This is a genomic window from Veillonella sp. 3627 (assembly GCF_003992195.1).
Lineage (GTDB): Bacteria > Bacillota > Negativicutes > Veillonellales > Veillonellaceae > F0422.
On sequence record NZ_RQVG01000004.1, the window covers coordinates 56,025 to 70,232 of the forward strand.

Here is a 14,208-nt window from a genome sequence, read left to right on the forward strand (position 1 = left end):
CCTATTATTTAACAATCAATACTGGACATGTGGAATGACTAGTTACATAACTACTTACACTACCCATAAATAAACCTTTTAAAGGTCCCAATCCACGGCTCCCCATAACAATTAAGTCTGCATCATATTTTTTAGCTACTGCTAATACAGCAGGTCCAGGAGACCCTACTTCAAAAACGCATTTGACTTTCATATCAGCTGGTACCTCTTCTGCTACTTCGCTCAAGATTTTTTTACCTGTTTCTTCCATATCTTCAGCAATTTGTTCAGATACATAACCACCACTAATTGGAGTTTGGTCAAAATTAGAAATTGCGGATACAATGTTTGCTACGTGCACTAAAATCAATTCCGCATCATTACGTTTAACAATTGCCAATGCATGTTCTAACGCTCTTTTACCATTTTCCGATCCATCTGCAGGAACAATTATTTTTTTATATTCCACCATAGTAAGACCTCCTCCATATTGTCACTGTGCTACTATGTAACTTGCCTATATCACTATAATTCGACATAGACTTGAAAATTCCTTTTCTTTACTCTTATTGTCTCACAAAATCTGAATCTTCGCAAATGAAACTTGCGTCACGATGATATCTTTATGGTGTTCTTTGGCAATATTAACTCACACTGAAAGCACAGCGTAGGTTCTAAATCGAAGAGCAGGGCACAAAGCCATTTCTCTATTTCTGAGTTACTCGATAAATGGAAGACCGTGGCACACCTCTCCACAAACTGATACTCCGTTAGGTTTGCTCCGAGGTATGCCACGTTCTTCTAGGATTAACATTAATTAGTAAATGCATCGTATTCTTCTTTTATTTACCAATTTTGAGTAGTTAATACGTACACGCGTATGCTGTGCTATGTCTACTTCGTCCTATCATTGCAAAAGAACACCTACAAGAGTATATCCTGCCACTGCGTTTCTACGGAGAGGTATGCTATGTTTGCTTTGGACATGCCACGTTCTTTTTGTAATAAATAATTATAGAGCTCAAGAGCTGTAATTAGCATTATCTCAAAATCTTTTTAAATACATTTTCTTTCATGTACATAAGATACGTAAAATTTTTATTCTATACTCAGTTTTATATATGCTATTTTTGTTAGTCCCCTTGAAGTTATACAGAAAGGAGGGTAAAGCGATATATTCTTATTTTAGTCGAATTAATGACAATAAAATAGCTCCAATAATTGGGGAGATGGACAATGCCATTAAGGCTGTTTGGTAATTGCCTGTAGCTGTTAATACTGTGGACAAAATGATAGGTGCTGTGAGTGCGCCAATTTGGTTAAATAGATTTACGAACCCTGCTGTGGTACCTCTTAGTTCTGGTGGTGCTGCTTGGATAATGATAGCATTGGTTAATGGGCTATACATAAATGCTCCCATACCTAATAGAGGGGCTGTAATGTATAACATATCTGGATTGGTTGTGTTCGCAAAGATTAGCAAAGCTGGAGAGAACAAAAACATAACGATGGCCGCTAAATAGTTTCGTGGTAAAGAAATTCTATCTGAAATGAATCCGATAGTCGGTTTGGCAATCACTGCTGCAATACCGTAAATACTCATAATAGCGCCTGCAAAGATAGGTGTCACATGCAATTGTTTCACTAAATACAAGTTAGCCCAAGTGGTAACACCCCAAGTAGTGCCTGTTGCGAAAAATCCCATCACTGCTAACAATAAAATGTTGCGGTTTGTTCCTACAAAACGTAAGCTTTGTGCTAATGACATGCACCGTGGCTCTGTTCCTTGTACTTCTACTGTATGGTTCTTTCTGAAAGCTTGTACTTCTTTCACCGTAAACAAAGCTAAAAAGAATACTAGTAATGGCAATAAAGCGGTAATTAAAAATGCCATTTGCCATCCGTAATGGACAGCCACAAATGGTGCATATCCGTTAACCACGGTAATCCCAAATGATGTACAACTCATGAAAATACCTACAGCGGTACCACGTTGTTCTGCACTGAAATGCTCTCCAATAGCTTTCAAACAAGCAGATTGTACAGGGCCTGATACAATACCTAATAAGAAGCGCAACACTAAGCCATATTCATAACTTTGCACAGTACTCATAAGCCCCGTTACAATAGCCATAGCCACTAAACTACCTAAGATAGATTTACGATAGCCAAATCGATCCGCTAACAGACCTCCTGGTAATACAGTCAATGCATAACCAAAATAAAAAGCCGTCAAATACGACGTTCCTTGTTGCGCTGTAAAATGTAAGGCCTCATTTACAATTGGCATCAACGATGACCATGATAAGCGCATCACAAAACTTAATAAAAAAGTTAACCACAAAGTCAGCAGTATACCTGTTTGTGTAAGAGTAAACCCTTTCTTCATGTAATACCTCCTATGGAATGCCACAAACCTATTTATACAGATTTAATCTGCATAAAATTATAACATATGCACTTTAATCTCACATCTGTATTCTTTAATTATACTTTGACTGATTCCATAGTGTAAAGCTAGTATGACAGCATACTACAATAATTCATGCGTATCTCATAACACCTATTCTTCAGAGTATTTGAATAAACACTCCTCTAAAATAAGTATTGCAAATATACATCACATTCTAATTGACAAAAAGACTAGTTCAATGATAGACTATACCTAGTTTTTATATTTGGAGAGGTGTCCGAGTGGTTTAAGGAGCTGGTCTTGAAAACCAGTGACTCCGCAAGGGGCCGTGGGTTCGAATCCCACCCTCTCCGCCACAATAAGCTGTTATCAACATGATAACAGCTTTTTTATTTCCCCGTAGAATCCGCAGTTATGCGTAGTAGCCTCGTGGCGTACCTTCCTACCTAAATTATACAAACACAAGAAGAGCACGGTGTGCTCTCCCCTTTTAGCACCCACCCGAAAGAGCGCTACAGGCTATAGGCCCCACGGTATACATCGAAAGTATGTGGCAGTCCATTATTATATCAAAATAACACATATGCAAAAGAACACGATATATTCCGGAGCAAACCTAACCACTGTATCAGTTTGTGGAGGAATATATCGTGTTCTTTCATTGTCTTATATCAGGTATAACTGCCACATACTTCCAGAAAAATATCACTTCTCCGTAGCCTGTGCCGTTCTTTCTTAGTGCTAGTCTTTTAGTTCCGCATTTCCAAGTCCTGTTTTACGGAAGATAGCAAAGATAACGCTCAATAAGATGGCTGTTACTGTTGCCAATCCCATACCTTGCAATACCACTGGGCCGATCGCTAATTTAGCACCGCTCAAGCCGATAACTAGTACTACAGAGGTTAAAATTAGATTAGAAGATTTTGTATAATCCACTTTGCGTTCTACCAACATACGTAAACCAGAAGCAGCGATGATACCGAATAGTAAAATACTTACACCACCCATAACTGGAACTGGAATGGCATGAATTAAAGCTGCTACTTTGCCAATGAAAGAGAACAAGATAGCAAGTACTGCTGCACCAGCGATAACAAAGGTACTGAATACACGTGTAATCGCCATAACACCGATATTTTCTCCATATGTTGTATTCGGTGTAGCACCAAATAAACCGGATAACACATTAGATAAACCATCTGCAAATAAAGAACGGCTCAATCCTGGATCTTTCATTAAATCACGACCAATGATATTACTTGTTACTACAATATGACCCACATGTTCTGCAAATACTACGAATAAAGCTGGCATAATCATTAAGATAGCATTGATATTAAATTCTGGCTCATAGAATTGAGGGAATGCAAACCAAGGAGCATTGGCTACGCTTGCGAAATCTACTACTCCCATGATTGCAGCAGCTACATAGCCAGATACCACACCAATTAATACTGGAATCACTGCAAAGAATCCACGGAATAATACGGTACCCAAGATTGTCACAGATAAGGAAAATAAGGATAAAAATAACGCTTGCTCATGAGTCATGCCAAAGCTTTGCCATTGATCTCCAATGATACCTGCCATACCCATAGCTACAGGGGCAACTTCTAAACCGATAACCGCAACAATCGCGCCCATTGCGGCAGGAGGGAATAATACATCAATCCATTTAATACCAATGAATTTAACTAACAAAGCCAATAGCATAAAAGACACACCAAAGGCAATAAAACCACCTTGTGCTGCTCCATAGGTCATGCCAGAGGCTACCACAGCACCTACTGGTCCAATGAAAGCAAAGCTAGAACCTAAATAGGAAGGAATCTTTCCTTGACAAATTAATACGTATAAAATAGTTCCAATACCGTTCATGAACAGGGACGTCGCTGGGTCAACTTTCAATAAGAATGGTACTAATACAGTAGCCCCAAACATAGCAAATAAATGCTGAAAACTAAGTGGCAATAACTTAGCGAAAGACGGGCGTTCGTGAACATCAATAAAATCTTTCATGGTGCATCTCTTTCTGTGTGAATCACACTTAAAACATTAAGACTTAGGTTGAAAACGATGGCGCGTTTCTTCGCCAATGGACGGCAAATGACGTGTCGTTCCTATTTGTTTGCGTGCATATTCATTACGGCGCGCAATATTTAATAATATTCCTATGACAGCAAAATTTGTCACCAAAGAGGATCCCCCATAACTAATAAAAGGTAAGGGTACCCCCGTTACTGGTAGCATTCCCACCACCATAGCAATATTAAAAAATGCTTGAATTGTAATAAAAAATGTAAGACCTACCGCTAATACTTGACCTAATAAATCTCTAGATTGACGAGCAATGGAAAGTCCATATTTTGTAAACCAAAGAAATAAAAAGATAACCAAGCACACACCTAATAAGCCAAATTCTTGTGAGAAAATAGAAAAAGCAAAGTCTGTATGAGCCTCTGGCAAATAATTATATTTGGAAATTCCCTTTGTAAAGCCTTCGCCCCAAAATCCACCAATCGACACACTCAGTATGCTCTGTGTCACTTGATATCCATTAGCTGTAGTATCTGACCATGGATCATAATAGGCACGAACCCGATCCAATCGATAGGACACAAAAGCAATTAATGGATACGCAATAGCTAGTACAACACCAAATGCTATACCTAGATATTTCCTATGCCCTTTATAATAGCCTACACAAAAGGTCATGATTACGGGAAAACTGAAAATTAATACAGCTGTTCCCATATCTGGTTGAAACATAGTAATGAAAGCATACACAAAAGGAACTGTAAATACAGCTGGCACTAATAAGTTAGGGTGAAATATCCCCGGTGTACCTCGCAGGGCCTTCCACAGGGCATTTAGTTTTCCTATGACACGATTCCACCAACTCCAAAGTCCATGTAACCGTGTATTCCCACCCCAATCATAATATTCATACAAGTACATTCTCCCATGCTTTTTCACATGTCTATCAATACTATAGGCCGCCCAAATAATAGCTGCTAATTTAGCAAATTCAGATGGCTGTAATGTCATTCCATAAGGCAATCCAATCCAACGTCGCGCACCATTAGCGCCATGCCCTAAGAAGGGTAAAAATACAATGAGCAACAAAAAGAGTAAAAACAAAAACATCTTTAGTTGTACCTTTGAGTCTGCCCATTTACGGTAATCAAACAAATAGAATCTCCAGGCTACAAGAATACCAGCCCCTAGAAAGACTAGTTGTTTACCTAATAAGAACCAAAATGGTTTCCAATTATCTCCCCCTTGTAGGGTCGTAGTATAGGTAGCACTGTAACCATTAAAAAATCCTATTAAAATAATCCCAAAAAGAGGCACTAATATACCTTGTCCATCATGCTTAATAATACTACGATAAAAAGATCGAATATTTTGCCATACACTAGATGATGGCTTAGATGAAGTATGACTATTTTCCTGCATCTGTCGTATCACTTCCTTTAGCTGGCTTAATAGCCTCTAAGCGGAAAATTGGCTGCCCTTTGGCACTAAATTTTTCCTCATATTCTGTGCGCACATTAGGCATATCCGTACTATGTAAATCATAACTTACATTTTTTAATGTCCAACCAGAGTTTGTAAACTCCTCCAAAGAGAACATAAACAAGCCTTCATTATCTGTTTTAAAGTGGATTTCTCCATTTCCCTTCAACAATCGTGCATATCGATCTAGGAAGGTGTGATAGGTCAATCGACGTTTCGCATGCTTAGCTTTTGGCCATGGATCACAGAAGTTAATATAGAACCGGTCTACCTCTCCTGGTGCTACTACTTCTTCAATCCCCGCAATATCAAATAAGCTCACTTTACCATTCTCAGCTTGTTGTTCAAATAACTTTTGAGCGGCATAGTATAGCACTCCAATTTGCACTTCAAAGCCCACAAAGTTTGCTTCTGGATGGGCTTCACACATACCAGCAATGAACTTGCCTTTTCCCGTCCCTAATTCCATATATAAAGGTTTAGATGGATCTGAAAAACTTTCACGCCATTTTCCCTTGAAAACTTCGTGATTCTCTAGTACAGTATATGTATTATATTCTAGGATTGCTTCATCAATCCATGGTTTTCTACGTAAACGCATACTATCTCCTTTTATAACAATCTTATCCTTACTATTATAGTACATCATCTGTTCTATGTCAGTACTCACTTATAATTTTTTTATTTCCATGAAAGGTTTCCTATGAAAGCATTAGTATTATCCAGTGGTGGGGTAGATTCCACCACTTGCTTAGCTATGGCCATCGATGCCCTTGGCTCAGACAATGTGAGCGCCTTGTCCATTTGGTATGGGCAAAAGCATAAAAAAGAATTAGATTCCGCCAAAGCCATTGCCAACTATTATGGTATTCCTCATTATGAACTGGACCTGACTCAGGTAATGTCCTATTCCAACTCGTCCCTCTTATCTTCTTCTACAGAAAGTATCGATCACCGCACCTATGGTGAACAAATTGCAGAAACCGGTTCCGTGTCTACCTATGTACCATTCCGCAATGGCCTCATCCTCTCCATGGCTGCTAGCTTAGCCCTCAGTCTATACCCAGAGGAAGAAGTGTCCATCTATATCGGCGCCCATGCTGATGATGCTGCAGGCAATGCGTACCCAGACTGTCGACCTGACTTCAACCATCATATGAATGAAGCCATTTACATCGGTTCTTATAACAAAGTGCGCCTCTATGCTCCTCTCAATGATATGAACAAATCCCAAGTCATACAAGAAGGATTGCGTTTACAGGTTCCTTACCACCTTACCTGGTCTTGTTATGAAGGCGGCTCTACCCCATGCCATACATGTGGCACATGCCGTGATAGAGAACAAGCTTTCACTGATAATGGTATGGTAGATCCATTATTACAATAGAAATAACACAAAAAAGCTATTCAACCTTTTTGGATTGAATAGCTTTTATCCTTCTTTAGTCACTTCGATTACCTGACTGGAATTAGCATCAATAACAACATGCATAATGTCACCGTTCACATCTAATACCATATGGTATCTAGCCACATATTCTTTTGTTTCAAGTTCCCATCGTATTAGACGAGCACTACTACCTAAAATAGTAATAGCCACTTGCTTTGCCTCATCAGGATTAATTACATTTCCTAAGTCGATAGCTGTAGATTCTTTTAAATTTTCTGGTGCTGTATCTACTTCTGCACTTAGAACTTGGCCAGTGGTTGCATCAATCATCACACTATGACCAGCCTCCGAAGAAACACCTGCTACTTCGTAGCTTTTGCGTCCATCTTGTTCTGCAAAGGTTATCCCTTTAATTTGCGCCGTTGGATATTGTTTTTTATACAGATTAACTGCCCCTTTGGCATCTACCATAATAGGGTCAGGTCCATCATTAGCTTCTACCTTATCTGTTGTGGGCACAACTTTTGTTTCTGGTAAAGCCACCTTTTTTAGCTTAACAGTGTCCGCATCCATCGATGTGGACTCCATAGATATACTATTTTGCTTGGCATTATACCAATACCATGTGCCTACTGCAGCAGATATAATAGCACAAATACTCAGGATACCTATGATTATTTTTCGTCTCATATTACATCCTTTATATACACTAATTAGTCTCTGAATCAGTATACACTATAATTATGAACATAATATGAACCAAATGCTCATACTTTTACAATATATCGTAATACACCATAACTAATTTCATAGAGTAAAATCATAGGTCCCGCAATCATAGTTTGTGATAACATATCTGGGGTCGGAGAAATAGCTGCACCGATAATAAAAGCCAAGAGAATAAACATTTTCCTATATTCTCGTAATCGATCAGATGAAAGAATACCCAGTACACCCAAAGCAATCAAAATAAGCGGCAGTTCAAACGTAATTCCGAAGGGTAAAATAAAGGCAATCACAAAATCGATATATTGCCCTATAGAAAATAATGGTTGTAATTCATCTGTACCAAAGCCAATAAAAAACTGAATAGCCATAGGCAATACTAAGTAATATGAAAATAGTACACCTACCACAAATAAGACCACCGCTGTAGGCACCACCATAAAAGTGACCTTCTTCTCGCCTTTCGACAAGGCCGGTACAATGAAAGCCCAAATCTGATAAAACCATACAGGACTAGATACAATACAACCTGCTACTAAGGAAATCTTCATATATGTAAAAAAGGCTTCTGTTGGTTTTGTATAATATAATTTTCCTGCTGGTGCCACTAAAATTTGCAGAATATCTTCCACATAATAGTACGCCCCCAAGGTACCTATAATAATTGCCACTATAGCGATTACTAAACGTGTGCGAAGTTCACTTAAGTGATCCACCACAGACATGGAGGACGCCTCTTGCATAAGTTTCGCTTCTGTTTCTGTATAGGTATCCTGTTGCAACAAGGCGTCTTGCTCTGCCTGTTGTTGAGCAAGACGCTTTCTTTGTTCTATGACACTATTCAAGGATGGACGTTTGGCACTCATTTCAAAGTTTTTTACTTGAAATTCTTTCATACTACACCTTACGGTTCGACAATTTCTCAAGAACAGTTTGCAAAATATCTTTTCCTTTGAAAGATGGTAGTTGTTGTAGGGCTGTCTCCGCTTGTTTACGATATGTTGCCTCAAGAGCTAAGGCTTGATCGATACCACCTTTAGCCGTCACATACTCCATCAATTCCTTTGTATCTTTTCCATTGCGAATGTCTTCAATCATATTCGTTACATGCGTTGTATTGTCAGGAGTTACGACAGACAATAAAGGATAGGTCAAAATACCTTCTTTTACATCTTTACCGACTGGCTTACCTGTAGTGACTGTTTGCTCACGATAATCCATTACGTCATCAGTAATTTGGAAAGCCATGCCTAAACCATGACCATAGGTGCGCAATAATGAAATATGCTCCTCTGACCATCCACCAAGAATACCACCTAATGCTAAGCAACCTTCAATGAAATCTGCTGTTTTCTTTTGTGTTTTTAGTAGGTATCTTTCTGTACCTTGATCTAATCGGTACACATCTTCCATTTGCATAAATTCGCCTTCTACCAAGGCAGAAATAATTTCAGAAAAAATGGTTAAACATGGAATGGACCCGATTTCAGCTACAATACCAAATGCTTTAGCAAATAAATAGTCTCCACTAAGAATCGCCACTTTATTGCCTTTTGTGCAATGAATAGACGTAATTCCTCGGCGTACTTCTGCTTGGTCTAACACATCATCATGAATGAGTGTAGCCAAGTGCAGCATCTCAATAGCTGCCGCCATACGCACTCTATCTTCTTGATTAGAATCTCCACTCAAAGCAATCAACAAACACAATTGCGCCCGTAATCGCTTGCCGCCCCCTGCGGAAAGAGGACGAATGAGTGCATTAAAATCTTCTGCACCAGTTTGTAGAGATTGTTGCAAATATGTTTCTACACGCTCTAAATCTTTAGATACGCGCAGTTTCATTTGTGCATCTGTAAGAATACTCATTCCTCTTCCCCCAATAAGACTGCATTAATACGTGCTAATAAACGATCACGACCTGTATGCTTTAAAGAGCTGTACAAAATTGGTGGATACCCTGTTGGGTATCGCTCTTCAATAGTTTTTAACTGTTTTTGTCGCTCATTCATTTTTAACTTATCCGCTTTTGTTACCACAATTTGCAAAGGTACTCCGTGTGATTGCAACCAATCAAAGGCCTCCTGGTCAATGGGCAACTCTGGATGACGCCCATCAATGAGTAAACAAAGTAGCATCATCCGTTCGCTTTGTAAAATATAGTTAGCAATAAAAGAAGACCAAATATTTGTATTGGAGCCACCTGTTTTAGCATATCCATACCCTGGCAAATCCACTAAGAACCAATCAAAACGACGTTCCATATCATCTGGTAAATCTTCTTTTGATTCTATACTAAAAAAGTTGATCGTTTTCGTTTTACCCGGCGTACCACTGACCAGTGCTAATCCTCTATAATTACATAAAGAGTTAATCAAAGAAGATTTTCCCACATTGGATCGTCCCAAGAAGGCGATTTCAATGGTATCACCTTCTGGGTATTGATCCGCCTTCACCGCAGACGCTATATATTTTGCTGCGATGATGCGTGGACCTGTTATCTCTTTTCTAGTATACACTGGTTTTGGATGGCGTTTTACTGCTGGTTTTTTCTTCATAGTAATGCCTTTTCTAATACTTGTTCCATCGTTTTTACAGGAGTAATAAGCAATCCTTCTTTTACGATATCTGGTAAGTCTTGAATATCCTTTTTATTACCTTCAGGAATAAGCACTTCTTTCACTCCATAGCGAAGTGCAGCTAATAATTTTTCTTTTAAACCACCGATTGGCAAGACTCTACCACGTAAAGTAATTTCACCTGTCATGGCAATATCAGATCGTACTTTTCTACCGGTTAAAGCAGATACAATGGCCAAGGTCATCGTAATACCTGCAGATGGACCATCTTTAGGCGTAGCTCCCTCTGGTAAGTGAACATGAATGTCCAGTTCCTTATGGAATTTTTCTGGTAATTTCAACTCACTTTGGCGATGACGAATATAAGACATAGCCGCTTGACCAGACTCTTGCATGACCTTGCCTAAGCTACCTGTTAAGTTTAATTTCCCTGTGCCTTGCATAGTTGTCGCTTCACATGGCAATACCACGCCACCTACAGAGGTCCAAGCAAGACCATACACAAGACCTGCTTGAGCTTGTTTTTCACGAGACTCTTCTACAAATTTAGGGGTACCTAAATAATCTTCCAAATTCTTTACCGTTACTTTTGGTGCTTTTTCATCTTCTGTAACCACAGCAAATGCCAATTTACGGCAAATTTTAGCAATTGTTTTTTCTAGGGTACGTACACCAGCTTCACGAGTGTATTCTGAAATCACACGTTTTAACACGGCATCGGATAGTTTCACTCCTTGCTCTTGCAAACCATGTTTTTCAATTTGTTTTGGCACTAAGTAGCGTTTAGCAATTTCTAGTTTTTCTTCCTCTGTATAGCTGCTGAGCTCGATGATTTCCATACGATCCAATAATGGTCTAGGAATATTACCAGCTACATTAGCAGTAGTAATCCAAAATACATCAGAGAAATCAAATGGAATTTCAATATAATGATCACTGAAAGTACTATTTTGCTCAGGGTCTAATACCTCTAATAAGGCAGAGGATGGATCCCCTTTATAATCAGACGCTAACTTATCAATTTCATCAAGCAAGAATACAGGGTTTCGAGTACCAGCATTCTTTAGTCCTTGAATCATACGACCTGGTAAGGCTCCTACATAGGTACGACGATGCCCACGAATTTCAGCTTCATCTCGAACACCACCTAAGGAAGCACGGATAAACTTACGATTCATTGCTTTTGCAATGGAACTAGCCAAGGATGTTTTACCCACCCCTGGAGGCCCTACTAAACATAAAATAGAACCGCCTTGTTTACCAGATAACTTGCGCACTGCTAAAAATTCTAGAATCCGTTTCTTGATTTTTTCTAAACCATAATGGTCACCATCAAGCACCTCGCTGGCTTCTTTCAATTCTAAGCGATCATCAGACAGTGTATTCCAAGGGAGCTGCAATAACCAATCAATATAATTACGCAAAATATTGGATTCTGGCATCATTTGTGGCATACGACTATATCGCGTAATCTCTTTGTCAATACGATTATGGATATCCTCTGGCAACTCTAGTTTCGCCAGCTCTTCTCGTAACTCTTCTGCCTCTTGATCAGGATCCATTTTGTCACCTAATTCATCATGGATAATACGAATCTTTTCACGCAAGAAATATTCTTTTTGTGCTTTTTCCATAGATTGACGAACTTGGTTATTGATAGAGTTTTCCATATCATTGATTTGCAGTTCTGTATTTAATACACCAACTACCATATTCAATCTACGGCTAACAGATAACTCTTCTAAAATGCTTTGACGCACCTTTGTTTGGATAGGTACAAGAAAGGCTACCTGATCTGCCCATTCACTAGCATCAGCACTGCCTAATACTTGGTCCAATCCTTCATCTGTTGTTGGTTTAATAACCTCTACCCATTGAGCAAATTTAGATTGCAAAATGCGACGATATGCTTCTTCTTCCATTGGGTCTTCATGAATAACCCCTAATGGTGTTACAACGGCTTCGTAAAAAGGTTCAGTACTTAGAATAGTATCAATGTTAACACGTGTCACACCTTCTACTAAAATACGAACTACACCACCTGGCAAACGAAGCATTTGATTTATTTTAACAATTGTCCCTACACGACCTAACTCTTCTAATGTAGGACTTTCGATACTTTCATCTTTTTGAGTAGATACCACTAAATATTGATCTTTATCCATAGCTGCCTTTACAGCTTGTACAGATGTAGTACGACCAATATCTAATTGTGTTACTACTTTGGGAAATACGACCATTCCACGTAAGGGAACCATCGGTAATGTCATAGGTTTAGTTTCCATTGAACCCCCAGTACTATATGATAAAAAGAAACCCATTCCGCCTATGAAATGAGTTTCTTTGCCTTTACTATCTGATTTCTTCAGCGTGGACTCATTTATTGAGTATTGGCTCTTCTTCGCCACGAACCGCTTTATCTGTTACGATGCATTCTTTTACATCTTTCATAGATGGTACTTCATACATCACACGTTTCATAACTTTTTCGATAATGGCCCGTAATCCGCGTGCTCCCGTATTGCGTTCTAAGGCTTCTTTCGCAATCTCACGGAGTGCATCTGATTCAAAGACTAATTTTACATCATCTAAAGACAGCATTTTTTCGTATTGCTTAGTCAATGCATTTTTAGGCTCTGTCAAAATTTTAATTAATGCCTCTTCATCAAGTGGGCTGAGCGTAACCATCACTGGCAATCGTCCGATAAATTCAGGAATTAATCCGAATTTTTGTAAATCTTCTGGTACGACTTCTTTTAAAATAGAGGCTACATCTTGTTCCTCTTTCTTTTGAATGTCTGCACCAAAACCTAATGTTTTTTTCGCAGTTCGTTTCGTGATCACTTTTTCCATGCCATCGAAAGCACCACCGCAAATAAACAAGATATTTGTTGTATCTAAGTGTAACATCTCTTGATTTGGATGTTTCCGTCCCCCTTGTGGTGGCACAGAGGCTACTGTTCCTTCTAGGATTTTCAGTAATGCTTGTTGTACCCCTTCACCAGATACATCACGAGTAATAGACGGATTTTCTGATTTGCGAGCAATTTTATCGATTTCATCAATGTAGATGATACCGCGTTCAGCTAGCTCTATATCATGGTCGGCAGCTTGGATCAGTTTAAGAAGAATATTTTCTACATCTTCCCCTACATAGCCTGCCTCTGTCAAACTAGTAGCATCTGCCATGGCAAATGGTACTTGTAACATTTTTGCTAATGTTTGAGCCAATAATGTTTTACCACTACCAGTAGGTCCAATAAATAGTACATTGGACTTTTGTAGTTCCACATCATCGATGACATTATCATGTTGCAAACGTTTGTAATGATTATATACGGCTACAGCCAAGGAAACTTTAGCGTCATCTTGACCAATTACGTATTGATCAAGATGAGCTTTAATCTCTTTTGGAGTCGGGATATCGTTTAAATCAAACGTCTCCGGTAGTTCTTCAATTTTGTCTTCCTCAATAATATGTTGGCATACATCAATGCATTCATTACAAATGAATACATTAGGGCCCGCTATTAATCGTTCGACTTCTGTTTCTGCTCTACCACAAAAATTACAACGTCTTTCTTTATCGTCTTTATTCAAAC

General features: G+C 38.9%; 12 protein-coding genes and 1 tRNA gene. 2 read left to right on the top strand and 11 right to left on the bottom strand.

The annotated features are described in order from the left end of the window. Window positions 1-4: 4 nt before the first annotated feature. Window positions 5-451: a universal stress protein gene (locus EO114_RS03170; protein ID WP_009353425.1), complete on the bottom strand. Its 447-nt coding sequence runs from the start codon at window positions 449-451 to the stop codon at window positions 5-7. 708 nt (window positions 452-1,159) lie between these two features. Further along, the gene (locus tag EO114_RS03175) at window positions 1,160-2,368 is read right to left on the bottom strand and encodes an MFS transporter (RefSeq protein ID WP_062401530.1); all 1,209 of its coding nucleotides are present in this window, start codon (window positions 2,366-2,368) and stop codon (window positions 1,160-1,162) included. 291 nt (window positions 2,369-2,659) lie between these two features. Between EO114_RS03175 and EO114_RS03180 the strand changes: the two genes are divergently transcribed. After that, window positions 2,660-2,748: transfer RNA gene (locus tag EO114_RS03180), tRNA-Ser, on the top strand. 385 nt (window positions 2,749-3,133) lie between these two features. On the opposite strand, the gene uraA is transcribed toward EO114_RS03180, so the two are convergent. The 3 genes from uraA to trmB are packed head-to-tail and all read right to left on the bottom strand — an operon-like array spanning window position 3,134 to window position 6,512. Then, window positions 3,134-4,411 (bottom strand): uracil permease, encoded by a 1,278-nt coding sequence (gene uraA, locus EO114_RS03185; RefSeq protein WP_127061496.1) that lies wholly within the window; start codon window positions 4,409-4,411, stop codon window positions 3,134-3,136. A 36-nt stretch (window positions 4,412-4,447) separates the two neighbouring features. Continuing rightward, a complete protein-coding gene (locus tag EO114_RS03190) occupies window positions 4,448-5,851 on the bottom strand; it encodes an FtsW/RodA/SpoVE family cell cycle protein (RefSeq protein ID WP_009353268.1) in 1,404 nt (467 codons plus the stop codon). Then, complete coding sequence (gene trmB / locus EO114_RS03195; RefSeq protein WP_127061499.1) at window positions 5,838-6,512, bottom strand: tRNA (guanosine(46)-N7)-methyltransferase TrmB; 675 nt, start codon at window positions 6,510-6,512, stop codon at window positions 5,838-5,840. Before trmB ends, EO114_RS03190 begins: the two co-directional genes overlap by 14 nt. A 102-nt stretch (window positions 6,513-6,614) precedes the next feature. On the opposite strand from trmB, the gene queC reads away from it, so the two are divergent. After that, the gene (queC, locus tag EO114_RS03200; RefSeq protein ID WP_127061501.1) at window positions 6,615-7,298 is read left to right on the top strand and encodes a 7-cyano-7-deazaguanine synthase QueC; all 684 of its coding nucleotides are present in this window, start codon (window positions 6,615-6,617) and stop codon (window positions 7,296-7,298) included. 45 nt (window positions 7,299-7,343) lie between these two features. On the opposite strand, the gene EO114_RS03205 is transcribed toward queC, so the two are convergent. The 6 genes from EO114_RS03205 to clpX form a co-directional block, all read right to left on the bottom strand. Beyond that, window positions 7,344-7,991, bottom strand: coding sequence for a PepSY domain-containing protein (locus EO114_RS03205; RefSeq protein WP_127010965.1), 648 nt, complete (start codon window positions 7,989-7,991; stop codon window positions 7,344-7,346). Between the two features lie 77 nt (window positions 7,992-8,068). After that, complete coding sequence (gene tatC, locus EO114_RS03210) at window positions 8,069-8,923, bottom strand: twin-arginine translocase subunit TatC (RefSeq protein ID WP_127061504.1); 855 nt, start codon at window positions 8,921-8,923, stop codon at window positions 8,069-8,071. A gap of 1 nt (window position 8,924) precedes the next feature. Further along, complete coding sequence (locus EO114_RS03215; RefSeq protein ID WP_127061506.1) at window positions 8,925-9,896, bottom strand: polyprenyl synthetase family protein; 972 nt, start codon at window positions 9,894-9,896, stop codon at window positions 8,925-8,927. Further along, window positions 9,893-10,585 (bottom strand): ribosome biogenesis GTP-binding protein YihA/YsxC, encoded by a 693-nt coding sequence (yihA, locus tag EO114_RS03220; RefSeq protein WP_009353280.1) that lies wholly within the window; start codon window positions 10,583-10,585, stop codon window positions 9,893-9,895. The genes EO114_RS03215 and yihA overlap by 4 nt, the downstream gene beginning before the upstream one ends. Then, a complete protein-coding gene (gene lon, locus EO114_RS03225) occupies window positions 10,582-12,891 on the bottom strand; it encodes an endopeptidase La (RefSeq protein WP_127061508.1) in 2,310 nt (769 codons plus the stop codon). The genes yihA and lon overlap by 4 nt, the downstream gene beginning before the upstream one ends. A 91-nt stretch (window positions 12,892-12,982) precedes the next feature. Beyond that, the gene (clpX, locus tag EO114_RS03230) at window positions 12,983-14,206 is read right to left on the bottom strand and encodes an ATP-dependent Clp protease ATP-binding subunit ClpX (protein ID WP_009353388.1); all 1,224 of its coding nucleotides are present in this window, start codon (window positions 14,204-14,206) and stop codon (window positions 12,983-12,985) included. Between the last annotated feature and the right edge of the window lie 2 nt (window positions 14,207-14,208).

Excerpts from the sequence above, each read along its gene's own strand:
- EO114_RS03170 (WP_009353425.1), bottom strand. The coding sequence starts at position 451 with ATGGTGGAATATAAAAAAATAATTGTTCCTGCAGATGGATCGGAAAAT.
- EO114_RS03175 (WP_062401530.1), bottom strand. The coding sequence starts at position 2,368 with ATGAAGAAAGGGTTTACTCTTACACAAACAGGTATACTGCTGACTTTG.
- uraA (WP_127061496.1), bottom strand. The coding sequence starts at position 4,411 with ATGAAAGATTTTATTGATGTTCACGAACGCCCGTCTTTCGCTAAGTTA.
- EO114_RS03190 (WP_009353268.1), bottom strand. The coding sequence starts at position 5,851 with ATGCAGGAAAATAGTCATACTTCATCTAAGCCATCATCTAGTGTATGG.
- trmB (WP_127061499.1), bottom strand. The coding sequence starts at position 6,512 with ATGCGTTTACGTAGAAAACCATGGATTGATGAAGCAATCCTAGAATAT.
- queC (WP_127061501.1), top strand. The coding sequence starts at position 6,615 with ATGAAAGCATTAGTATTATCCAGTGGTGGGGTAGATTCCACCACTTGC.
- EO114_RS03205 (WP_127010965.1), bottom strand. The coding sequence starts at position 7,991 with ATGAGACGAAAAATAATCATAGGTATCCTGAGTATTTGTGCTATTATA.
- tatC (WP_127061504.1), bottom strand. The coding sequence starts at position 8,923 with ATGAAAGAATTTCAAGTAAAAAACTTTGAAATGAGTGCCAAACGTCCA.
- EO114_RS03215 (WP_127061506.1), bottom strand. The coding sequence starts at position 9,896 with ATGAGTATTCTTACAGATGCACAAATGAAACTGCGCGTATCTAAAGAT.
- yihA (WP_009353280.1), bottom strand. The coding sequence starts at position 10,585 with ATGAAGAAAAAACCAGCAGTAAAACGCCATCCAAAACCAGTGTATACT.
- lon (WP_127061508.1), bottom strand. The coding sequence starts at position 12,891 with ATGGAAACTAAACCTATGACATTACCGATGGTTCCCTTACGTGGAATG.